Origin of the sequence: Oceaniferula marina (assembly GCF_013391475.1) — a bacterium.
GTDB classification, from domain to species: Bacteria; Verrucomicrobiota; Verrucomicrobiia; order Verrucomicrobiales; family Akkermansiaceae; genus Oceaniferula; species Oceaniferula marina.
This window is the reverse complement of sequence record NZ_JACBAZ010000002.1, coordinates 554980-577966: the sequence shown is the minus strand read 5'-3', so window position 1 is coordinate 577966 and position 22987 is coordinate 554980. Positions and strand designations below refer to the sequence as shown.

At 54.0% G+C, this 22987-nt stretch carries 19 protein-coding genes; 13 read left to right on the top strand and 6 right to left on the bottom strand.

Annotated elements, in window-relative coordinates; genetic code table 11:
* Positions 1 to 18 precede the first annotated feature (18 nt).
* A complete protein-coding gene (locus tag HW115_RS06775) occupies positions 19 to 1026 on the top strand; it encodes a L,D-transpeptidase family protein (RefSeq protein ID WP_178931828.1) in 1008 nt (335 codons plus the stop codon).
* 9 nt (positions 1027 to 1035) lie between these two features.
* Here the strand turns inward: HW115_RS06775 and HW115_RS06770 are convergent, their stop codons facing one another.
* The 5 genes from HW115_RS06770 to HW115_RS20040 all read right to left on the bottom strand — a co-directional run bounded on the left by HW115_RS06770 (position 1036) and on the right by HW115_RS20040 (position 6335).
* Positions 1036 to 1557, bottom strand: a complete 522-nt coding sequence (locus HW115_RS06770) for a PepSY-associated TM helix domain-containing protein (protein WP_178931827.1) — start codon at positions 1555 to 1557, stop codon at positions 1036 to 1038.
* A gap of 39 nt (positions 1558 to 1596) precedes the next feature.
* Positions 1597 to 3669 (bottom strand): M3 family metallopeptidase, encoded by a 2073-nt coding sequence (locus tag HW115_RS06765; RefSeq protein WP_178931826.1) that lies wholly within the window; start codon positions 3667 to 3669, stop codon positions 1597 to 1599.
* A 119-nt stretch (positions 3670 to 3788) separates the two neighbouring features.
* Positions 3789 to 4910, bottom strand: a complete 1122-nt coding sequence (locus tag HW115_RS06760; protein WP_178931825.1) for an ABC transporter ATP-binding protein — start codon at positions 4908 to 4910, stop codon at positions 3789 to 3791.
* Between the two features lie 14 nt (positions 4911 to 4924).
* Positions 4925 to 5434: an asparaginase domain-containing protein gene (locus HW115_RS06755; RefSeq protein WP_178931824.1), complete on the bottom strand. Its 510-nt coding sequence runs from the start codon at positions 5432 to 5434 to the stop codon at positions 4925 to 4927.
* 13 nt (positions 5435 to 5447) lie between these two features.
* Complete coding sequence (locus HW115_RS20040) at positions 5448 to 6335, bottom strand: uracil-DNA glycosylase (RefSeq protein WP_319609279.1); 888 nt, start codon at positions 6333 to 6335, stop codon at positions 5448 to 5450.
* 138 nt (positions 6336 to 6473) lie between these two features.
* Between HW115_RS20040 and HW115_RS06745 the strand changes: the two genes are divergently transcribed.
* The 6 genes from HW115_RS06745 to HW115_RS06720 all read left to right on the top strand — a co-directional run bounded on the left by HW115_RS06745 (position 6474) and on the right by HW115_RS06720 (position 14066).
* Positions 6474 to 8342, top strand: coding sequence for a hypothetical protein (locus tag HW115_RS06745; RefSeq protein WP_178931823.1), 1869 nt, complete (start codon positions 6474 to 6476; stop codon positions 8340 to 8342).
* Between the two features lie 116 nt (positions 8343 to 8458).
* Positions 8459 to 9763 (top strand): aminodeoxychorismate synthase component I, encoded by a 1305-nt coding sequence (pabB, locus tag HW115_RS06740; protein ID WP_178931822.1) that lies wholly within the window; start codon positions 8459 to 8461, stop codon positions 9761 to 9763.
* A 70-nt stretch (positions 9764 to 9833) separates the two neighbouring features.
* Entirely contained in the window at positions 9834 to 10934 is a 1101-nt protein-coding gene (locus tag HW115_RS06735) for an aminopeptidase (RefSeq protein ID WP_178931821.1), read from the top strand.
* Positions 10935 to 10937: 3 nt separating this feature from the next.
* The gene (locus HW115_RS06730) at positions 10938 to 11561 is read left to right on the top strand and encodes a hypothetical protein (protein WP_178931820.1); all 624 of its coding nucleotides are present in this window, start codon (positions 10938 to 10940) and stop codon (positions 11559 to 11561) included.
* 14 nt (positions 11562 to 11575) lie between these two features.
* Positions 11576 to 12595 carry a ThuA domain-containing protein gene (locus HW115_RS06725; protein WP_178931819.1) on the top strand — a complete coding sequence of 340 codons (1020 nt, stop codon included), beginning with the start codon at positions 11576 to 11578 and terminating at the stop codon, positions 12593 to 12595.
* A 76-nt stretch (positions 12596 to 12671) separates the two neighbouring features.
* A complete protein-coding gene (locus HW115_RS06720) occupies positions 12672 to 14066 on the top strand; it encodes an arylsulfatase (protein ID WP_178931818.1) in 1395 nt (464 codons plus the stop codon).
* Between the two features lie 18 nt (positions 14067 to 14084).
* Here HW115_RS06720 and HW115_RS06715 read toward each other — a convergent pair whose 3' ends face one another.
* Positions 14085 to 15005: a helix-turn-helix transcriptional regulator gene (locus tag HW115_RS06715; protein WP_227021329.1), complete on the bottom strand. Its 921-nt coding sequence runs from the start codon at positions 15003 to 15005 to the stop codon at positions 14085 to 14087.
* Positions 15006 to 15121: 116 nt separating this feature from the next.
* Between HW115_RS06715 and HW115_RS06710 the strand changes: the two genes are divergently transcribed.
* The 6 genes from HW115_RS06710 (at position 15122) to HW115_RS06685 (ending at position 22753) form a co-directional block, all read left to right on the top strand.
* The gene (locus HW115_RS06710; RefSeq protein WP_178931817.1) at positions 15122 to 15991 is read left to right on the top strand and encodes a phosphoenolpyruvate hydrolase family protein; all 870 of its coding nucleotides are present in this window, start codon (positions 15122 to 15124) and stop codon (positions 15989 to 15991) included.
* A 7-nt stretch (positions 15992 to 15998) separates the two neighbouring features.
* Positions 15999 to 17213, top strand: coding sequence for a Tm-1-like ATP-binding domain-containing protein (locus tag HW115_RS06705; RefSeq protein WP_178931816.1), 1215 nt, complete (start codon positions 15999 to 16001; stop codon positions 17211 to 17213).
* A gap of 27 nt (positions 17214 to 17240) precedes the next feature.
* A complete protein-coding gene (locus HW115_RS06700; RefSeq protein ID WP_178931815.1) occupies positions 17241 to 18530 on the top strand; it encodes an FG-GAP repeat domain-containing protein in 1290 nt (429 codons plus the stop codon).
* Positions 18531 to 18626: 96 nt separating this feature from the next.
* Positions 18627 to 18923: a Dabb family protein gene (locus HW115_RS06695; protein ID WP_178931814.1), complete on the top strand. Its 297-nt coding sequence runs from the start codon at positions 18627 to 18629 to the stop codon at positions 18921 to 18923.
* A 12-nt stretch (positions 18924 to 18935) separates the two neighbouring features.
* Positions 18936 to 19565 (top strand): 3-keto-disaccharide hydrolase, encoded by a 630-nt coding sequence (locus HW115_RS06690; protein ID WP_178931813.1) that lies wholly within the window; start codon positions 18936 to 18938, stop codon positions 19563 to 19565.
* Between the two features lie 68 nt (positions 19566 to 19633).
* Complete coding sequence (locus HW115_RS06685; RefSeq protein ID WP_178931812.1) at positions 19634 to 22753, top strand: DUF7133 domain-containing protein; 3120 nt, start codon at positions 19634 to 19636, stop codon at positions 22751 to 22753.
* Positions 22754 to 22987 lie beyond the last annotated feature (234 nt).

The window sequence follows — 22987 nt, the reverse complement described above, 5'->3', positions numbered from 1 at the left end:
TTCAGGTATCCTTGGATCGTGAATCGCTCCTTCCTTACCCGCATTGGCAGCATCTTCGTCCTCGCCTGCCTGATCCCAACCCTGTCAGCAGCGCCCACACCTCTGAAGCCGGGGGAATTTGAATGGCACCCTGAACGCTCGGCCAAAGGCCCGCTGCTGGTCGTGGTCAGTATCGATGACCAAATGGCCTACGTCTATCGCAACGGGGTGCAAATCGCCCGTTCAACCGTCAGCACCGGCCGCGAAGGAAAAGAAACGCCCACGGGTGTGTTCACGATTCTTCAGCGGAAGAAAAAACACGAATCCAATATCTACAAAGGTGCCAAGATGCCGTACATGCAGCGGCTGACTTGGACAGGCATTGCCATGCACGCGGGCCAACTCCCAGGCTATCCCGCATCCGCCGGCTGCATCCGGCTGCCATATGCATTTTCACAAAAACTCTACAGCACCACCACCAACGGGTCGACCGTCGTGATCACCCAGAAAAAATCCGAGCCATCCAAATCGGAGAAACCCGCATCCATCTTGCTTGCCACCCAGCCAAAAACCGGTGAAAAACCGGAACCCACAGGCACGATAGTCTGGGAACCCCACAAAAGCCCGAGCGGCCCAGTCAACTGCCTACTCAGCTATACCGACAAAACCCTCTACGTCAGCCGCAACGGCGTGATCATCGGCCAGTCACCGGTAGGCCTCTTCTTTGACACCAACGAGGCCCCTCCCGAGGGAGTTTTCCTCATGCTCGAAGGAGAGTCCGCGCCCGAACCTTACCTGCCAGGGGTAAAAATCCACCCATGGTCCGTGCTCTCACTGACCGGAGGTGACGCTCAGACCGATGCCGTAGCCCGCATGCGTGGTCGCATCCGAATCCCACACGCCTTCCGCACTAGCGTCCAGCAGATTATTCGGCCGGGAACCATCCTCCTTGCCACCAACGAATCAAGCACCCCACAAACTCGGAGTTCAGGCGAAATGGCCATCATGCTGCCCGAGCAAAGCGAAGCTCCCGCAGCCAAACCATAAATGGGCACATCACCCTTTTTGCTTGTTTTGCCTCCGCCGCCGATTCAGCGAAGGCAACAAAAACAGATAGATTCCGGTCAACCACAAGCCAAGCAAAACCAAGGCCGATGGCAAAAACAGCCCCAACTTTGCCTTGTCGTGGAAAAAGCTCCCATCATGCAGGCTCTCAATGAGATCCGTCCTCCGGTATGCCGTCTGCAACACCTCCCCCGTGCGGGAGTCCACCTGAACCTCCCAGCCGTTCTTTGATCGCAGCTTGAGCATGCCCTTGCCTGGCCGGACATCGAGCCGGTCAACATCCTGCCAGCTCTCAACCTCAGCTTCAGGAACCGACCTCACGACCTCAAGCACCTGGTCAAACGATACAAGCAAGTCCTTGGAGGATCCAGTCTGCGTCGGAGGCTGGATCCAATCCGAATCCTTTTTCAACAACAGCAGAATGCCGGTCACAATGACCAGCAACACCGGCAGGGCAATCAAGATCGACCCCCAACGGTGAAACAGTCGGTTGAATTTGGAAAATTTGATCATCGATTAAACGAGGAACGGCAATGACAAGGCACCATTCGATCAAGCCAGTCCGGCTCGACGAAGCAGGGCCTGCTGGTCGGGATCCCTGCCCATGAAACTACGATACAGCTCATCCGCAGGCAGCGAGTTTCCTTTACTCAAAATACACTCGCGAAATGCCATCCCGGTTTCCGGGTTGAGAATGCCTTCTTTCTCAAAACGAGTGAAGGCATCCGCATCCAACACCTCCGCCCATTTATAAGAATAATACCCGGCAGCATAACCCGTGGGTGAAGAAAACAGATGGTTGAATCGACGAGCCATCGTCGGCCCCTCGCTGGCCATCGCGACACGATAATCTGCAAGGATTTCCCGGTCCACTTCATCCAAATCCCACCCCTGATAGGCACCCTGGTTGATGTGCAAATCCAAATCCAATTTACCCAACGCCAACTGACGCATGAATGCCGTGGCACTCATGTAATTCCGAGCGGCCAGCATCTTCTGATACAACGCTTCAGGAATCGGCTCGCCGGTTTCATAATGACGGGCAAAATGATCCAAACTGCCACGCGCCCAGCAGAAGTTCTCCATGATCTGGGACGGCAACTCAACGAAGTCCCAGGCAACATTGGTTCCCGCTAAAGACTTAACCGTTACATTTCCTAACAAATGATGCAGTAGGTGCCCGAATTCATGAAAAATCGTTTCCACCTCACGGTGGGTCATCAGCGCCGGCTGATCACCGATTGGCTTGGTCATATTACCAACCATCAAGCCAAGGTGCGGTTCACGCGGTTCACCATCCATCGGTGGCAAGCCGGTTTCGAAGGAGTTCATCCATGCGCCACCACGTTTACTTTCGCGCGGATGCCAATCGGCATAAAAAGATCCTAACAACTCACCTGTCTGATGATCATAGAGGTCATAAAAACAACACTCCGGATGCCAGGTTTCAATGTCTTCTCCGGTTGCACGTTCTTCAATCCGGATATTGTAAAGCTTGCTAACGATGCTGAACATACCGTCCATCACCCGGTCCAGCGGGAAGTAGGGACGCAGGGCTTCATCATCGATATCATACTCGGCCTTACGACGTTTTTCAGCCCAGTAGCTGACCTCCCACGGCTGCATCAACTCGGGAGTTTCACCGATTTGCTCCGCCTTCCACTCCTTGAGCGATTCCATTTCCTGACGGAAGCGGGACTCAATTTGGTCATGCAGTTTTTCTGTGAACTGGAGAGCCGTATGACCATCCCGTGCCATTCTCCGCTCAAGTGTCAAATCTGCAAAATCGCCGAATCCTAACAACTCAGCCTTTTCTTGACGCAACTTCAAAATCTCCCAAATCAGATCGGTGTTATCAAAATCTCCGTCAAAGCCAACCGTGTTCCCGGCTTCCCAGATCTCCTTGCGCAACTCATCATCGGCGGCATATTCCATCACAGGTCCCATCGAAGGATACTGGAGGGTAAAACGCCATTTGGGCTCAGCCTCATCCCCGAGCCCCTTGGACTGAGCATCGGCCAGTGCTGCCGCCACAGCGGAATCAGGCAACCCAGCCAAGCGCTGGGGGTCTTCGATCACGAGTTCCCAGGCATTGGTTGAATCCAACACATTCTCACTGAATTTCTGGGTAATCTCAGAGAGGCGCGCCTGGATATCGGACACCCGGCTCTTTTTATCATCGGGAAGCTCGGCACCCGACTGGACAAAACTGGCACAGGTTTCCTCAACATGCCGTGAGCGCGTTGCATCCAGAGAAGAACACTCTGGGGTATGGGAAAAGGCTTTGAGCTTGGACCAAATCACCGGGTCGAGAGGAATGGCCGAGTAAAAGGCAGACACTTTGGGCAACACGGCATTCAAGGCCTGGCGCTGCTCCTCACTATTGCTGACTGAATCCAAATGGTTCAATCGTCCCCATGCCCGATCCAAACCTTCTGTCGCCGTTTCCAACGCCATAAAGGTATTGGTATACGTCACCTCCTGGTCGTCGAGGTTACGGATTTGGTCAAGAGCGGCTTCGGCTTGTTCCAGAGCCATGTCGATATCGGCCTCAACGTGCTCGGGCGTGAGCGTAGACCAGCGGATATGATAATCTTCAGCTAAAAACGGGTGCTTGTTTGGCATGCCTCCACGACACCACAGATCAGGATGAGTTCAAGCACGGAATCGTCACAGGGCGCACACTCATCGTGCCCGATATTCAGCCCATGCTTAACGAATCCACAAGAGCACGGACGCATCCATTACGCACTACCCAGCTCTTCAGCTAACAAGGATTGTCCGCTATTGGCATCAAACAAGTGAATCCTCTCGGAGACCAAGTCAATGGACGCACTGGAACCCACCTCACACAAACAATCGCCATCAACCCGAAGCGTCACTTCGGCACCGGCTTCGCTCCGACAATGCACGTAGGTTTCCGCCCCCATGGGTTCGGTATTCCGGATCTTCACTCCAATCCCTCGCCGCTCACTCCAAGCAATGTCCTCAGGACGAATTCCGAGCACCACGCGGCGGTTTTCCACCCGATCAAAGCGGGGCTGCGGCAGTTCCAACTCAAAGCCCCCCTTCCCGTGCTCGATAAACCACAAATGTCCGTCACGGCTCTGCACTTCCCCAGGGATAAAATTCATCTGCGGGCTCCCAATAAAGCCTGCGACAAAGCGGTTGGCCGGTCGGTGGTACAAATTCAAGGGCGTATCCACCTGCATGATTTCTCCCTCATGCATCACAGTGATCCGGTCTCCCATGGTCATCGCCTCCGTTTGATCATGCGTCACGTAAATCATCGTCGCGCCAAGACGTTCATGCAGCCGGATAATCTCGGAACGCATCGACACCCGCATCTTGGCATCCAGGTTCGACAATGGTTCATCAAATAAAAACACCTTGGGCTTTCTTACAATGGCACGCCCCACAGCTACCCGCTGACGCTGACCTCCTGACAGAGCCTTGGGCTTACGCTGAAGCAACGACTCCAAACCAAGGATTTCGGCCGCTTCGTCCACTCTGGCACGAATCTCCTTCTTGCCCAGCTTCTGCAATTTCAAGCCAAACGCCATGTTATCATACACGGACATGTGTGGATACAGGGCATAGTTCTGAAAGACCATGGCAATGTCCCGGTTTTTCGGCGCCACCCGATTGACACATCGACCGTCGATCAGGACTTCACCGCCTGTGATGCTTTCCAGGCCCGCAATCATCCGGAGCGTGGTCGACTTGGCACAGCCGGAAGGCCCGACCAAAACCATGAACTCACCGTCCCGAATCTCCAAATCAATATTTTTAACTGCCAGCACCTGCTTGGATTTCCCCTCCCCGGGGTATGTTTTTTCCAAATGATGCAAGGTGACTGAGGCCATAGCTTACTAAAAACTTAATGCTTTTCAACCCACTCAAAACACTGCGCCGCACGGTTTTTACGAACCTGCCCAGCGGGAAACACCCGACCGTTCATGGTCACATACACCCCGGGAGGAAGCGACTGTACCGCGCCGGTAGCACATCCCAGATTGTAGATGGCATCCGTCTCCCGGAAGCGGGCAGGAGCCAAGGCTCCGGTCAACACGATCGTTTTCCCCTCGATCCCCATCAAATACTCGGCCGTATCCGCCATGGTGTCTGTTCCATGCGTAATAAGAATACAAGATTCGTCAGCCTGCTCACAGGTTTCCCGTATCATCTGCCGATCCTCGCCTGTCATCTCCAGACTATCTTTACGCATCAAAGGTAACACTGAATAATCCAATGACACATGCGTCCCCTGAAACACGTGAGGCACCATCGGATCCCCGACCTCATACTCAGAACTCGCGTCAAAGTACACCTTGTCGATGGTTCCTCCCACCGTAACAACTAACAATTTTAAATCCCTGACCGTATTCATCAATTTTACAAAACTAACGCTTAAAATAAGCTCGTTGCTTCTCACTGATCGGCATCCCCAGGCGCTCCATCACAGCCAGCATATCCTCCCATAACATCCGCTTCTCGGGTGTCGCCTCATCATTCAGGATATAAGACGGGTGAAACGTCACCCGTAAGGGCGTACCACGATAGGTATGAAACTCCCCACGCATATCCTCAACCGACTGATCCAAGCCCAACAAGGCACGAGCTGTCGTCACGCCGAGAGCAATGATCACCTTCGGCCGGACAAGCTCCACCTCCGCCTGAAGAAATGGCAACCACACCTCCAACTCCTTGGCGGTCGGTTTGCGGTTGTTCACCGTCTGATTCGGCATCTGGGGCCTGAATTTCAAGATATTGGACAAATACACCTGTTGTCGGTCCGTTCCCATTGCTCGTAAGATGGCGTCCAATTTCTGGCCTGCCATGCCGACGAAGGGCTCACCCAGCCGTTCTTCGTCAAATCCCGGAGCCTCCCCCACCAGCATCAAATCCGCTCCCAGATTTCCAGACGAAAACACCATCGTCTGACGAAACCCACCGAGAGCCTTCGCCGGAGCCCAATCCTGAGCTTGGGCTTTTAAGCCAGATAAACATTGCTCCGGAGAATCCCCTTGAATCTCCGGCAATGCTGCAGACGAGGCCACCGGCGCAGCAAGTTCGGACGGAGCACGCGTAGTAGAAGCATCCGATCCACCAGCGCCCACAACAGTTGGAACAGCTGCTGCTTGTGAGGCTACCGATGCCTGGCCTCCCTGTGCACGGCGATAAAAAGCGCGCAACAACTGCCTGGCTTCGTCATCCACATGCACATGCGTCTGGCCGGACGTCTCAAGTTGACGCAAGTACTGGATCAAGGGCTCTGCGGGCGAAGTCACGCACGATGCAAACCATATCCGGGCCCATACATCACGTACAAAATACGACCGAGAGCGGATTGTCCACAGAATCCCCCGAATTGAGCAATTGAGGGCTTGAAATAGAACGCTCAATACCGTCGTATAGCAATAGATACCATGATCGCTTCTTCCATACGCACACTGACCCTCATCGTGATCACCCTATTCACGGCTTTCTACGAGAGCGGGCACGCCGCAAAGTATCTGCGACCCGACCTCTCAAAAGAGCTCTTTCAGCTCGAAAAAGTCCCCCTCAAGGTCAACAGCATGAAAGAAATGTCCAAACAGCTGGTCCTGATCGCCAGCCGTGAGCACAACCAATCACCGGCACAACAGCGGGCAAGCGCCCAGATGCTCGCACTCGCCATCCAGCTCGATCCAACCAACCAACAGGCTCGTAAGATCGATATCGATCTCAGCAAAGGAAAACAAGCGCCCCACCCGGATCAGGCCAGCCTCGCCAAGGCCCGCTCACAACTTCGGTTCTACAAAACCTGGCTCGCCAGCGAAGATGCCGGCCCCGATGCCAACCAGCTCTCAAAATGCCTCGATGACATCAATCAAGCCCTCACACCAGACACCGAAGCCCAACCCGACAGCGCGCAATGGAATGGCGTCATCCCCGCCATCTCCGCCTATCAACCGTCCAAACCAATTCCCGCAGTAGCCGACAATAACACACGCCCTGACCCTGACCCGGTGGTCACACCCGACCCTGGAGAGGCCGCCCCGCCCAAAGAAACCGTAGATCAATCCACACAGCAAACCTCCCTTCACATCCCCAAACTCGCAAGCCACCTTGCCATTTCAACCGAAACCAAACACAAATACCTAGACCCCAAACTCAACATCGAGCGCTATAAAACCAACACCAAACAAGGCCCCTGCAAAGTTTCCCTCAGCTGCAGCCCGGGTGCGGCTCACAGCAAATCACTCGAAATCAATATCTCACCCAAGATCCCCTACCAAAAAATCGATTCGGAAAGTAAACAAAAGCAATTGGCATCCTGGATCCCCGACGTGGTCAAACAAGTCATCGCCAAACGTCACCCCCAACTCAAACCCAGCCAAGTCGATGTCACTGTCGATCAAGGCACCTACGCCCTGTCCAACCGGGATGTACTCGCAGCTTCCATTGCCCTCATGATCGAAGCCTCGGCCAGCAACCGCCCCATTCGGGAAGACGTCTACGTCTGCGCATCCCTCCAGACGAACGGTTCATTCCAACAGCCGAGCAATTTCTGGAAACTACTCAAAATCCTTCGTGAACAAGAAACCGGAGGACGGCTCATCGTCGCCCATGAAAGCGCATCACTGCTCACTCAGATTCTGGTCTATGGTGAGCCTGATTTCTTTACGTCCTGGGAGGTCTACGGAGCCAAAAACCTCGATGAGGCGATGGAGGCAGCCGTCAAAACCAGCCCGGAGTCCATTGCCAAGGCCGACGAACTGTTTCAATCAATCCAAAGCCTTACCCGCACCAACGACGTAACCAAACTCGCAGTCAACAAAGCGGTCCGCAAGCGCCTGACTGAAATCAAAAGCCTCAACCCGAACCACTTTTCCGCTTCCGCCCTGCTCCTCCAAGGAAGTGGCAAACGCCCAATGCGCATCAGCGAAGTCACCCTGGCTCACGAACTTCGCCCAATCATCAGAAATGTGCAAAAACACCTGTCATCTGGAATCGATAAGCATCTGCCCTCATCATCAGAACTGAAAAAAAGACACAGCGACTACCGCGAGCAACTTGACGCCATGGAACGTATCGTCGACCGGTCCCATGACGACCTCTATCAAGAAACGCTCTCTCTGGTCAACGAGTACCGCCGCCTCGCCACCATGTCCCGCCGGGCATCCAGTGACTCGGCAAGCAAGTACACCATCAGTAAATCCGCCACCAACATCATCTTTTCCATGAAAGGCACATGCGCCCGCCTGCTGGATCAAATCGACACCCTGACAAAGGGAGGGACAGCTCCGAAATAATGCCTCAGAGAATGGGAGAATACCCTCACAGGGTCGATTGCCCAAATAGCAAAAATGTCGATATTCCTCGGCATTCCGCTTGATCCCGGCGCCATTTCAACTTTTATAGCGCCGCGATGGCCACACATCCGGAACAAGCCACATCAGCACCCCCACCCCAACCCGTCCGGCTTCAGGAATATCTTCCAGAAAACCAGATCGGGTCACCGGAACAGGTTGCTGCGGCCTTGCAACACCTTCCCGGAATGCTGTTCTTTGATTCGGCTGGCAACCTGCCTTCACGCAGCCACCCTCCGGTGTCCATCATTGCCGCCCGCCCCGTCGACATTCTCCGCGGACATATCAGCGATACGGAGGCCCTCGATCGAGCACTTGAACAATACCAATGCCACACGCCCTCGATCGGCTTCCCTGCCGGAGCTGCCTGCGGATGGGTCGATTATGAAGGGGACTACTGCTTTGGCATCTACCCCGAAATGTTGATCTATCAACACGATCGCAAGCAATGGTGGCAGTGTGGCAACCTTGCCCGAGAACTACGACCAGCAACAGACACCTCAGCATCTCCCGAGATGGGTTCCTTCCAGGCTGAAATGACCCGCCACGACTACGAGTCCAAGGTGCGGGCCATCCACGAATACATCGCCGCCGGTGACATCTATCAAGTTAACCTGACCCAGTCGTTCCATGCCCCCGCGCGAGGTGGATCTCTATTCCCACTTTACCAACACCTCCGGACCAGTAGCCCGGCACCCCTTGCCTGCTGGATGCAGCTCGACAAGCGGGAAATCCTTTCCTCCTCCCCGGAAACCTTCCTGCGCATGAGCGGAAGGTCAATCGAAACCCGCCCCATCAAAGGCACCCGCCCCCGTGGTTCCACCTCCGTGACGGATGCCGCCAATGCCAACGAACTGCTCGCCTCGGAAAAAGAAAATGCAGAGCTCACCATGATCACCGATCTCGAACGCAACGATCTCGGGCAAGTGTGTGACTTCGGCACCGTGCGCGTCGCCGAAATGCTGGCGCTGGAAACCCTCGAGCAGGTCTATCATCTGGTCTCCACCGTCACCGGCACCTTGCGACAAGAGGTCAGCCACTGGCAGGCACTCAAAGCCTGTTTCCCCGGAGGCAGCATCACCGGAGCTCCGAAAAAACGGGCAATGGAAATCATCAATGAGCTGGAACCCGTTCCCCGCGGCCTCTACACCGGCGCCGTCGGCTATGTCAGCTTCAACGGGGAAAGCCAGTTTAACATCCCGATCCGCACGCTGGTTCGGGAAAACGACCATCTCCAATACCACGTCGGCGCCGGCATCGTCGCCGACTCCGACCCTGCGGCCGAATACCAGGAGACGCTCGACAAGGCAAAGGGGATTCGCCTCGCCATCGAACAGTATATGAAAGCAAACCATTGCTCCTGAGGCCTTACTCAAAAGCTCTTGGCGGCGAGATCCTCTTGACATTCTCGCTCAGTGGAAAATCTTCAACGGTATGCAAGATCCACGAATTGCCCAACTCGCCCGCCAACTTGTCCGCTACTCGACCTCGATCAAAAAAGGGGAAAAAGTGATGCTTCATCTCTTCGATGTTCCCGAAGAACTCGGCATCAGCCTTGTCCGTGAAATTCGGGCAAAAAAAGCCATCCCGGTCGTCAAACTGGAAAATGGCCGCATCGGACGCGAACTGGCCAAAGGTGCCACCGACGACCAGTATGCCCTGATCGCCAAACACCAGCTCAGCGAAATGAAGGACATGGACGCTTACATCGCCATCCGTGGATCTCATAACATCTGTGAAACCAGCGATGTCCCGGCAGCAAAAATGAAAACCATCATGAGCCGGATGCGTAAAGTGATGGACCACCGGGTGAAAAAAACCAAGTGGTGCGTCCTGCGCTGGCCCCACCCTGCCATGGCCCAACAAGCCGGTATGAGCACCGAAGCCTTCGAAGACTTTTACTTTGATGTCTGTCTGGCTGATTACAAATCCATGCTACCGGCGATGAACGCACTGAAGCGCCTGATGGAAAAAACCGACCAGGTGCATATCGTCGGCAAAGGCACCGATCTCACCTTTTCTATCAAAGACATCCCGGCGATCGTCTGCGGTGGCAACTACAACATCCCCGATGGCGAGGTCTTCACCGCACCCGTCAAAAACAGCGTCGAAGGCGTCATCACCCACAACGCCCCAACCATTTATCAGGGGATCCCCTTCGACAACATCCGCCTCGAATTCGAAAAAGGCAAAATCGTCAAAGCCGAATCTCCCGGGATGAACAAAGAACTCAACCGTATCCTCAATGCCGATCCCGGTGCCCGCTACGTTGGAGAGTTTGCCCTCGGATTCCACCCCGGAATCAAAGAACCGATGCGCGATATCCTCTTCGATGAAAAAATCGCAGGGTCATTCCACTTCACTCCGGGGCAGGCCTACGAAGATGCCGATAATGGTAACCGCTCCCAAGTCCACTGGGACATGGTCACCATCCAACGCAAAGACTACGGCGGCGGCGAAATTTATTTCGACGGCAAACTCATCCGCAAGGATGGCTTGTTCCTGCCCAAGTCACTGGCAAAATTAAATTACTAAAACATGCCAAACTCCGAACAGGAGCCAAGGAGCAAACATTCATCCAACAGCGGGTTGTCCCAAGAACAGGACAACCCGCTGTATTCCTACCTGAACTTGTTGCTGTCTGCCGGAGCAAGCATGGCCCGGCACAGTCTCAGATTTGTCCGATTGATTCTCGGGCTTTCCCTCTTCTGCCTATTCGCAGGGCTGGCTTACCTCATGTTGCTGCAGGATGCTCACTGGATCCTGAGCCTCGTGTATGCTCTAATCACAGCCACCCCGGCCGTATTGCTGGCCTTTTACGCCCACATGCTCGGTCAACTCCGTGAGGCCCCGCAGCATTTGGAAGCATTCAAAGACAGCATCATCCGGGTCTATGAATCCCACCCGGAGAAAGCCCGGGAAATCATGTCCCACCAATTTGCAAGCATCACCCGCTGGAAAACGTATCGCCTCATCGGAGGCATCATCAAAGATCTGGCCTCAGGTGCAGATCAGGCTCTCACACTCACAGGAAACATCAAATCACTGAGCCTCATGGCCAATCCCTTGTTCTGGCTCTCGCTCATTCTCTCACTCATCATTTCCATCACACTCTCCGGAATCCTCATCCTTTCCTTCAGCCTCCACGCATGGCTCACCTGAATAACCCAACAACCATGAAACCTCTCAAACACATCCTCGCCGTCAGCACCGTACTCAGCACCACTCTCTCCGCGCAAATCACCTACCAAGGCGACAACGGCCCGGGAAAAGGAAAGCACATCGTCTTTGTCGCCTCGGATCACGAATACCGATCCGAAGAGACCTGCCCGGCGATCGCCCGCATCCTCGCCCAACACCATGGATTCCAATGCACCGTGCTCTTTGGTTTGGACAACAAGGGGAACATCCAGGCCGGAGCCTCGAACATTCCTGGATTGGAAGCACTCCAACAGGCCGACCTCATGGTCATCTTTGCCCGCTTCCTCAACCTGCCGGATGCCCAGATGAAACACATCGTCGACTACCTTGAGCGCGGCGGCCCCGTCGTCGGACTTCGCACCTCGTCCCATGCATTCAAAATCCCGAAAGGGTCCACCTACGAACGGTTCGATTTCAAATACTCAGGCAAAGATTACGAAAAAGGATTCGGGCATCAAATCCTCGGCAACACTTGGGTCGGGCACTACGGCAAAAACCACAAACAAGGGACTCGCATCCAACTCATCCCGGAACAAAAACAACACCCGATCCTCCGGGGAGTAAACGACAACGCATTCTGCCACGCCGGAGGATACGTTGGAAACCCACGTGAAGGCTTCACCGTGCTCACCAACAGCCAGCCACTGGTATCGATGCAGCCCGATGCCAAACCCGACCCGAAAAAACCACCGATGCCATCCACCTGGACTCGGCACTACACCGCCAAAGATGGCAAGCAGGCACGCGTGTTTCACTCAACCCAAGGGGCGTCCGAAGACATCCTCGACCCGAACTACCGCCGGATGATCGTCAATGGTATTTTCTGGGCCGCGGGACTGGAACAAGCCATCCGGCCCGACAACGCAATCAGCTTCGTCGGCCCCTATCAACCGACCACCTTCCGTATGAATGGCCACGTCAAAGGGGTGCAACCCGCCGATCTCCAGGACATGCAAAGCCCGATCATGCCAAAGCCTGAAAAAGCCAAGAAATAATCCAACAAGTCCCCGCGTATGACTTGCCACGGGGAAAGTCCCCCGAAGTCACTTTTTTATCAATCCACTCATCCTCATGACCCGCCACCTTCTCACACTCGCGAGCAGTGCCTTGTTCGCGCTCGGCTCCGCCATCGCTGCCGACAAACCGAATATTATCTACATCCTGCTTGATGACGCCGGCTACGGAGATTTTTCCTGCTACGGTCAGGAAAAATTTCAGACCCCCAACATTGATAAACTGGCCACTGAAGGCATGCAGTTTACTGACCACTACTCCGGCTCAACCGTCTGCGCCCCGACTCGCTCGGTTCTGATGACGGGCCTGCATACCGGACACACGCCGATCCGGGGAAACTCGGAAGTCAAACCTGTCGGCCAAAAACCACTGCCCGCCGATACCCTGACCATCGCCAAGTTACTTAAACAACATGGCTACGCCACTGGCGCCTTTGGCAAATGGGGGCTTGGCTACCCTGGATCTGAAGGAGACCCTCTCAATCAGGGGTTCGACCGCTTCTACGGTTACAACTGCCAACGCAACGCCCACACCTACTACCCGACCTGGCTTTACGATGATAAAACCAAGATCACACTCGATGGAAAAACATACTCCCACACGCTGATCATGGACGAGTGCCTCGCATGGATCAAAGAGCAAGGCAGCGACAAAAAAGCTCCCTTTTTCTGCTACCTGCCCATCACCATTCCACACGCCGCCATGCACGTGCCGGAAAAATACGCCGCCCCTTTCCGGAAAAAATTTCCTCAGTTTGAAAACAAGATCGGCCGTTACGCCGGCCCCAACGTCCGCAATCCGGCTGCCATGTTTGCCGGCATGATGACTCTGCTCGATGAAGACATCGGCCGTCTGATGAGCCTGATCAAGGATCTCGGCATCGACGACAACACGGTGGTCATGTTTACCTCTGACAACGGGGCCCACCGCGAAGGTGGACACATGCCCGACTTCTTTAACTCCAACGGTGGCATGCGCGGCCATAAACGCGCCCTCTCCGAAGGAGGCATCCGCACCCCTCTGCTCGTCCGCTGGCCCGGCACCATCAAAGCCGGCAGTAAGTCAGAGCACATCTCCGCCCACTGGGATGTCTTCCCCACCCTCTGCGAGATCAGTGGCACCGAAACTCCAGGAGGACTCGATGGCATTTCCTACCTGCCTGAACTCCTCGGAAAACCCCAGAAAAAGCACGCCTATCTTTACTGGGAGTTTATGGAACAGGGAGGCAAGCGTGCCTTGCGCTTCGGTAAAGATGGACAATGGAAAGCTATCCAACTCAAAGCCTCAAAAAACAAGGATGCTCCCATCGCCCTCTACAACTTGAAAAAGGACCCACGCGAAGAAAAGGATGTTTCCAAACAACACCCCGAACTCATCGACACGGTGAAAAAAACCTTCGATAAAGCCCGTACGACCAACGACACGTTCAAATTCAACTGGGAGAAAAAATAGGGCGTTCACAAAGCGACCCTACCGCGGCCTCAGCGAAGATGGCCGCCAACCAACCCACTTTTTGAAGGTATTGGAAAACGTAAACGGGCTTTCATATCCAACGGCCCGGGCGATGACTTCGATCTTTTCGTCGCTCGTGCTCAACAGGTGGCGTGCCTGTTTCATCCGCAAAAAAGTCAGATGCTGCATCGGGCTCCGCCCAAGCTGCTTTTTACACAGGCGCCTCAAGTGCTCCGCACTGAGGTGACCGGCATCAGAAAGCTCTCCCAACGTCCACGGGTAGGCCAAATGTTTTTCCACTTCATTCCACAATTTCCAGAGCCGCTTGTCGCTCTGCTCAGGCTGGGAAAAACGCAACACATACTGGTGAATCAACTCCGTCCATAAATGAAGCAATGCCGGTCCCTGACCGCCGATACACTCGGCATGCAAGCCTTCGACCGCCGCCTTCATGGGGGCATAGTCAAAATCCCCACGCACCGGAGAATGAGAAGTCGCTAAGGGCACAACATCCCGCTGCTCCAAATAACGCACCCAGATCAATGACCACGGGCTCCCGGGAACCGACCGAAAGGCATTCATAACAAAAGGTGGCAGTAAACAGGCCTGGCCAGAACGCAAGCGCTTCCAACCACCGTCAAACATCACCTCTCCCATCCCACCCATGCAGGCCATAAAATACGAGCCCGACTGATCCGTCCGAATCACTTCCAAACCCGACTCCACCCACATCATACCCGTATGCAGGATGTTATCCTGCGCAAGCAAGGGACAGCGTGGAGCTTCAGCCAACCAGGCACGGGAGTCCGAATCATCCGCCGCCACCACCACATGGCGGGTCCCCTCACCCAGGATGTGAACATCCTCGTCCCATCCATGGCTTCCTAGCCCGCATGCCTTATCGTTTGCCATCGCTTTCTTTTTACGGCCTATCGTCATCGTTACTTGCTTATACCACCATCAATGTGGATCTGTGATATGCAATCGTGCTTCAATCTTGATTGCAATAGCATTTTTCAGACGTAAGAATAGGAACTCAACTCTCATTCTTCAATATGCCGAACCCATGGACAGGAGTAGGAAACCCCTACACACGCGACGAAATGATCGAGCGACTGCAAAACACGCTCTCCAAAAATGAAGCCATCATTGCCGCCGGTGCCGGGACCGGCATCAGTGCCAAATTCATCGAAAAAGGCGGTGCCGACCTCATCATCATCTACAACTCCGGACGCTTCCGCATGGCCGGAGCAGGGTCAACCGCCGGCTTGATGTCCTACGGCGACGCCAACGCCATCGCCATGGAAATTGGCGAATTCGAAGTCCTCCCGGTCGTCGAGGAAATCCCGGTCATCTGTGGAGTCCACGCAACCGACCCCCGCCGGCGTATGTGGCACTTCCTCGGCCAGGTCAAAGACATGGGCTTCAGCGGCGTCAACAATTTCCCCACCCATACCATCGTCGATGGCCACTATCGCCAGACGCTGGAAGAAACCGGCATGGGTGTGCAGAAAGAAGTCGAGATGATTGCTCTGGCTCACAAAATGGGCATGTTTACCATGCCCTATGTCGTTACCCCCGAGGAGGCCAAAGATATGGCAGAAGCCGGTGCCGATGTCATCATCGCCCACGTCGGCTGCACCGTCGGAGGATCCATCGGAGTCACCGATGCCACGTGCAGCATGGACGATGCCGTAGCGGCCACACAATCAATCTGCGAGGCGGCCCACTCGGTGAATCCGCGCACACTGGTGCTGAGTCACGGCGGTCCCATCCTGACACCGGAGCACGCCGCCTACGTCAATGAGCACAGTGATGCCGTCGGATTCGTAGGAGCATCCAGCCTGGAACGTATGGCTGTGGAGAATCCACTCACCGAGTTGACCCGCCAGTTCAAATCCATCCCAGTCAAACGAAAAGCTTAATCAAATCATGGCCACCATCGCAGTCATCGGCACCCTCGATTCGAAAGGAAAAGAACACACCTTCCTCGCTGAAGAAATTCATACCCGAGGTCACAAGGTGTTGTTGATCGATCTCGGAACGGGCGGCACCCCACAGATCACCCCGGATATCAGCCGCTACGAAATCGCCGAGGCTGCAGGGCTGGACCTCCAAGCACTAATCGATCAACAAGATCGGGGCGCTTGCATGGTTGCGATGTCCAAGGCCGCACCAGTTCTTGTATCCAAGCTTGTCAGCGAAGGCAAAATCGATGGCATCATCTCACTCGGTGGTGGCGGAGGAACTGCGCTAGCCACCGCAGCGATGCGTGCCCTACCGATCGGCTTCCCCAAACTCATGGTCTCCACTCTGGCGAGCGGTAACACCGCCCACTACGTCGGGACCAAGGACATCGTCATGATGCCGAGCATCGTCGACGTCGCCGGGCTGAACCGAATTTCCAAAATGATGTTTTCCAGGGCCGCGGGAGCCATCTGCGGCATGGTGGAAACCAAACAAAACAATGACAGCGAAAAACCTCTGATCGTTGCCAGCATGTTTGGTAACACAACCGAATGCATCAACCACGCCAAACCCATCCTCGAAGAAGCTGGATACGAAGTGCTCGTATTTGCGGCTACCGGGACCGGAGGACGCACGATGGAATCGCTGATCGAAAGTGGCATGGTCAGCGGCGTGCTCGATCTCACCACCACCGAATGGGCCGATGAAGTTGTGGGAGCCACCCTATCTGCGGGACCGGAGCGCATGGATGCCATGAGCAAGGCGCAAGTACCCGCCGTGATCGCGCCGGGCTGTGTTGATATGGCCAATTTCGGGGAACGGGATTCTGTGCCTGGACAATACGCCGACCGCCAATTCTACATCCACAATCCACAGGTGACCCTGATGCGCACATCTGCCGAAGAAAATGCCAAAATCGGCCGCATCCTCGCGCAGAAAGCCAACGCCAACCCTGCACCTACCCAGATTCTGATTCCACGCAAAGCTCTCAGCGTGATCAATGCTGAGGGAAAAGATTTTCATGACCCCGACGCCGACAAAGCACTGTTCTCTGCCATCTCCGAACACGCCAAGGTTCCGGTCACTTTCATGGACGAGGAAATCAATAGTCCGGCTTTTGCCGAAGCCGCCGCTCAGACTTTATTGAAGCTGATACAAAATACTCAGTCTAAAGCCTGAGTTAAACTCCCCCCCCGTCACATCACCATGTTCCGATCACTCACCAACATTTCACCAAGCACTCTAGGCAAAGCTCTGGCCGTTGCCTCAACCTCGCTCTCTCTGCTTGCTCCGGCCCATGGCACTCCAAAATTCCCACCACTTACTGAGGTCAAATTCACCAAGCTCACCCTTCTCGACAAATACGTCAGTGAAGGAGCTGCCATCGGCGACCTCAATGCCGACGGGCATATGGATATCATTGCCGGCCCCCTCTGGTGGCAGGGACCCGAATTCAAACAAAGCCATGCTTACGCTCCCGTAATCTATCCACCCATCCAAGGCCCCGGCCTCTCTGGCTACTCCCGACACTTTTTTAATTTCCCTCTCCACCTCACCGAAGACAAATGGATGGATCTCATCAACGTCGGACTTCCCGGAGAAGACAGCCAGTGGGCCATAAACCCTGGAAAAAAACCACTCCCGGCTGACAATCAAAAAGCATCCTGTCCACACCATCCGGGGCAAAAAAACATCTGCAATGAATCCCCGCAACTTGTCGATGTCATTGGAGACAAGCGGCCGGAACTACTCGCATTCAGTCACGGTCAAATAACGCTGGCTATTCCGAGCGACAAAAATACGGACGCATCCAAACAAGCATGGAAAGTCCTCCCTGTTAGTTCAAAGCAACCACGCCAATTTCACAAATACACCCACGGTCTGGGCGTTGGTGATATCAATCAAGACGGCCTCACAGACATCTTGGAAAAATCCGGATGGTGGGAACAACCGAAAGATTGGGATCGTCAATCACCATGGAAGCATCACCCATACCCCTTCGCTCCCCAACAAGGAGGAGCCCAAATGTATTGCTTCGACATCAATGGTGACGGCCTCAATGACGTGGTCACCGCATTGAACGCCCACCGGTATGGCCTCGCATGGTATGAACAAATCAAACACGGTGGAAAAATCCACTTCAAAGCCCATACCGTCATGACAGACAAGCTTGATGGCAACCCCTACGGAGTCTGTTTTTCCCAACCGCACGCCATGGCAAGTGCCGACATCGATGGCGATGGAATCCGGGACATCGTCACCGGGAAATGCTACTACGCCCACAATGGGAAAGATCCGGGGGCCGAAGACCCCGCCGTACTCTACTGGTTCCGAACCACCCGCCACCCGGATGGCAAGACGGAACTCGTTCCCTACCTCATCGATGATGATTCCGGCGTCGGGCGCCAAATCAGCGCAGGTGACCTCAATGGAGACGGAAAAGTCGACATAGCCATTAGCAATAAAAAGGGCGTATTCGCCTTCATTCAACAGTGAACATGCATGTGGATATCGAATAAACCCTTGGGGATAAACCACCGTATGACTTCAACGTAATTGAACACAACAACCAACCCGAACCACAACCTAACCATGACCAGACATTTCGGAGTATTCCAATTCAAAGCTGATATCACCCAGGAGCAAATCTACGCCTGTTTCGAAGCGCTCGTGGATCTTCAAAACAAAATCCCCGGCCTGCAAAGTGTCGAACACGGCCCCTATCAATCCGACGAGGGGCTCAATGATGGTTTCACTCACGGATTCATCATGACCTTCGATTCCCCCGAAGCCCGTGACGCCTATCTACCACATCCAGACCACCTTAAAGTGGTCGATCTCATCCAACCCAAGCTGGAACGTCTCGTCGTTTTCGACTTCAACCTCTAAAATCACATATACATGAAACCTCTGCTAATCCTCACTCTGTTAGTCTCTCCGCTATTTGCCGAAGCGACCCCGAATTCCGTCTCCCTTTTCGATGGCAAGTCCCTGAACGGGTGGAAAACCTGCAAAACCCAAAATGCCAAACGTTGGTCCGTTGTCGACGGAGTGATCACAAGCGGAGATGGTAAGAACAAGGTCAAAGGCAATACCTACCTATGCACCACCAAAGAATATGGCGACTTCGAATTCAAATGCGAATTCCGCCTGAGCGGAGATCACAAAACCGGTCTGATCAACAGCGGCATTCAGTACCGGTCCCAGATTAAAAATGGAAAAATCATCGGTTACCAGGCGGACATTGGCAAAGGCTACTGGGGAGACATCTACGACGAACACCGGAGAAATAAAGCCCTCGTCAAAGGCAATACCGAAGAACTCTTCAAAACCCTCAAGGAAGATGCTTGGAACAGCTACACCATCCGCTGCATTGGCAACCGTCACGAACTCTTCATCAATGGCGTCAAGGTGAATGAATTCACTGAACTCGACACTAACATACCAGCCAAGGGAATCATCGGCATCCAATTACATAGTGGTGGCAACGCCAAAATCGAGTTCAAAAACGTCACCATCAAAGAACTATAATTCATCTACGAGACACACTAAAACCTTCCGAGTTTTCAGTGTGATCCGTGGTCAACTCTCCAGAGCCTATGAAAAATACCAGCATCATCCTCGCCGCAACAATCGCTGCCAGCCCTTTTCTTTTAGCCAAAAAAACCGGGTCGAGCCGAACTGGAGTGCTCAGCCCGGAAGAAGAACTCGCCGGCTTCAAACTCCCGGAAGGATTCATCATCGAACTCGTCGCCAGTGAAAAGGACGGCATCATCAACCCCATCGACCTGACATTCGACGATGCTGGCCGACTCTGGACGCAGACCGCCGAAATGTATCCACTGGACCCTGTTGCGGATATCCCATGGAACAAATTGCTCAAACTCATGGAGCACCCCGAGGAACAACAAAAAGTACCCGAATTCAAAAGAATCCTCGATCTCTATCAAGGGAAAACCAAAGGGAAGGACAAAATCCTGATCCTCTCGAACCTTTACGGCTCAAAACAAGAAGCCAAAGTGGATGTTTGGGCTGACGGACTGGCCATTCCTCAAAGTATCCTTCCCCATAAAAATGGTGCCTTTGTCGCCCAAGGGTCCGAACTCTTCGCCCTCAGTGATACCAACAACGACGGCAAGGCTGACAAACGCACCCCCATCCTAACAGGATTCGGGTTTACCGATACCCACACCATGGCTCACTTGCTGGTGCGGGGCCCGGGAAACTGGATCCACTTCTCCCACGGCGCTCTGAACAAAGGGGAAGTCACCGCAGTGCGCAGCGGCCAAAAGACCCGCATCGATTACTGCAAAATCGCACGCTACTCACTCGATGGTGAACAACTCGAACTCGTCAGTTCCGGACTCCAAAACATCTGGGGGTTCACACTGCGCAACAACGGTCAGTGGTATGGCACCGAGGCCAATGACATGGGCTGGTCGATTGTCCCCATGGAGCCCGGCACTGGCTTCAGAGGAATCGGCAACGACCGCATCCGCCCCTATCAACCATGGATGCCAGCTCCTCATTCATTCCGGGTCGGCGGCACCGGCATCTCCGGAGCAGCTTTCGCCGATGACAGCTCAGGGTCATTCCCACCGGCATGGAAGGATGTTGCCTTCCTGGCCAACCCGATCACCAGTAAAATCAATGCCGTCAGGATCGCTCGCAACCCGGATGGAACCATCACGGCGAAACATCTACCCGACCTGCTGACATCGGATGATGATTGGTTTCGCCCCGTCAATATCGAGTTTGGTCCCGACGGCTGCCTCTACATTGCGGACTGGTATAACAAAATCATTTCCCACAACGAACTTCCTACCACGCACCCCGACCGAGATAAAAAACATGGCCGTATCTGGCGCATTCGCCACGTCAGCCAAAAAGCCCGCGAAGTGCCTAACATGTATAAAGTGTCCGATACCCAACTCGTGAACCACTTGCTGTCTGACTCACTATGGGAAAAGCGAGCCGCGTGGCACCAAATCAGCGATCGAAAAGTCACGCAAGCTGCGCCTGCTCTCGTCGCCATGGCAGCCGATAGGAATCGGGACGTCACTACTCGCATTCACGCACTATGGTCCCTGGAAGGCATTGCTCATTATGACTCCACCCTGATCAGCAACTTACTCAAAGAGGACGATGGAGACCTGCGCAGAGAGGCAGTTCGCTCACTCGCCAGCTTTTCACTCAAAGCGGGTGAAGTCGCAGCTTTGCTCTCAAACCATATCCACGACGACAACGTCATGGTCCGGTCACAAGCGCTTCGAACCTTGTCTGAGATCAACCAGGCCGATGCCAACAGCATCCATCTCCTCGTTGCAGCCTGCCGACCAGAGCTCCCCGGCCTGAAACTGGGAGGATCCTACGAACGTAGCTTCGAACGTTACCTCGCCCGCATGGCTTTGGAAAAATACCCGTCAGAGCTCCAACAGTATCTGGGAACAGAAAAAGCCAAAACCCAACCTGTCAGTCATCTGCTGTGGGCAAGCCAGGCACTTCCTGAAAAAGAAAGGGAGATTCAACTCCTTCGCATCTGGCAACAAGCCAAGATAGAAAAGCTCGACGACTCCACCTTCATTGCTGTTAGCCAGCTACTCTCGAGTCCAGCCGTGTTCAAAGCTCTTACCCCTGTCTTTGAGGATCCCAAACATGCGCAGCATACGATTAAACTCGCGCTCAAACACCAAAACCAGGTGCAGTCACCGGAGCTGTCACGCATCCTACAGAAGTCAACCAACCACTTACTTGAACAACAAGATTCCAAGGACCAACAGCGAGGTCTTGAAGCTGTCGGCCGACTCAAGATACCGAATCAACACGATGCCATCATCGCCATTTTCAAAAACCCCGCATCGAGTGATGCCATGAAAAGGCTGTGCCTCCAAGCAATGGAGCACACCGGAGGCAAAAACAAAGATTTGTTAGCTGACTTACTGAAAGATAAAAGCACTTCTTTCGGGCTCAAAAAACTCGCCCTAGCCAGTTTGGCCAAACAAGACAGTAAATTTGCTACTCGAGTCACAAGTGATCTACTGAGCTCAATCAACCCTGCTGAAAAAAGCGATCTCGTCAGCACCCTGTCCGCCAGCCCTCAGGGTGGCGGCATCCTACTCCAACTACTCAGCCAGAAACAGCTCAAGGAAAGCGACTTCACCCTGAGCCAGGCCGAGCGCATCCATCAGAGCCACCGCAAAAACAAACAAGCCAAATCTCTGCTGGCAGACATGCAGGTAAAAGCAAAACAAGAAAAAGCCCAACAACAGGAAACCCTTAAACGCTTTATCACCATCGCAGATAAAAAAGGTGGAGACCCGGTCATGGGCAAACCCTTGTTCACGGCCCTCTGCCTGAGCTGTCACGCCGTTGGCGACGAAGGAGCAGGCTTTGCTCCGGCACTGGATGGCTCCGCCCACCGTGATAATGAAGCTCTTCTCACCGCCATTCTCGATCCGGACGCTGCCATGGAAGGCAACTACACGCTCTATCGAGTAACCAAAAAAGATGGCTCCACTCTCGAAGGGTATCTGGAAAAGAAAGATGAACGAGGATCAACCCTTCGATTTATGGGAGGCAGCTCGGCATTTATTTCCGCGAGCGACATCCGATCCCAAGGCTTTGTCAACGGACGTTCCGTTATGCCCAAGGGATTGATCGACAACATGGACGAACAAAGTGTTGCCAACCTACTCGCCTATATCCGGACACTTAAATAATCGGCACGCACGTTGATTCAGCCGGTCCAGATTTCCTATCCTGCCTTTCGGGTCAGCGCTCCTCCATTAGGGAGATGACCTCGGTGCTGCCTGCGGCGCTGACAGGATGGTCAGAATTTTCATTTTCAAAGATCAAGGTTTTCCTAAAACCTATCACTTACTTCTAAAAAAATCCTCTAAATCCTCTTCAATCATGTAAATCCTGTCAGCGCCGCAGGCTGTTAGACTCTAGCG

Coding starts and splice junctions, on each gene's coding strand:
- HW115_RS06765 (WP_178931826.1), bottom strand. CDS start 3,669: ATGCCAAACAAGCACCCGTTTTTAGCTGAAGATTATCATATCCGCTGG.
- HW115_RS06710 (WP_178931817.1), top strand. CDS start 15,122: ATGCCGAACCCATGGACAGGAGTAGGAAACCCCTACACACGCGACGAA.
- HW115_RS06720 (WP_178931818.1), top strand. CDS start 12,672: ATGACCCGCCACCTTCTCACACTCGCGAGCAGTGCCTTGTTCGCGCTC.
- HW115_RS06770 (WP_178931827.1), bottom strand. CDS start 1,557: ATGATCAAATTTTCCAAATTCAACCGACTGTTTCACCGTTGGGGGTCG.
- HW115_RS06730 (WP_178931820.1), top strand. CDS start 10,938: ATGCCAAACTCCGAACAGGAGCCAAGGAGCAAACATTCATCCAACAGC.
- HW115_RS06735 (WP_178931821.1), top strand. CDS start 9,834: ATGCAAGATCCACGAATTGCCCAACTCGCCCGCCAACTTGTCCGCTAC.
- HW115_RS06755 (WP_178931824.1), bottom strand. CDS start 5,434: ATGAATACGGTCAGGGATTTAAAATTGTTAGTTGTTACGGTGGGAGGA.
- HW115_RS06690 (WP_178931813.1), top strand. CDS start 18,936: ATGAAACCTCTGCTAATCCTCACTCTGTTAGTCTCTCCGCTATTTGCC.
- HW115_RS06695 (WP_178931814.1), top strand. CDS start 18,627: ATGACCAGACATTTCGGAGTATTCCAATTCAAAGCTGATATCACCCAG.
- pabB (WP_178931822.1), top strand. CDS start 8,459: ATGGCCACACATCCGGAACAAGCCACATCAGCACCCCCACCCCAACCC.
- HW115_RS06745 (WP_178931823.1), top strand. CDS start 6,474: ATGATCGCTTCTTCCATACGCACACTGACCCTCATCGTGATCACCCTA.
- HW115_RS06705 (WP_178931816.1), top strand. CDS start 15,999: ATGGCCACCATCGCAGTCATCGGCACCCTCGATTCGAAAGGAAAAGAA.
- HW115_RS06760 (WP_178931825.1), bottom strand. CDS start 4,910: ATGGCCTCAGTCACCTTGCATCATTTGGAAAAAACATACCCCGGGGAG.
- HW115_RS06700 (WP_178931815.1), top strand. CDS start 17,241: ATGTTCCGATCACTCACCAACATTTCACCAAGCACTCTAGGCAAAGCT.
- HW115_RS06685 (WP_178931812.1), top strand. CDS start 19,634: ATGAAAAATACCAGCATCATCCTCGCCGCAACAATCGCTGCCAGCCCT.
- HW115_RS06715 (WP_227021329.1), bottom strand. CDS start 15,005: ATGACGATAGGCCGTAAAAAGAAAGCGATGGCAAACGATAAGGCATGC.
- HW115_RS06725 (WP_178931819.1), top strand. CDS start 11,576: ATGAAACCTCTCAAACACATCCTCGCCGTCAGCACCGTACTCAGCACC.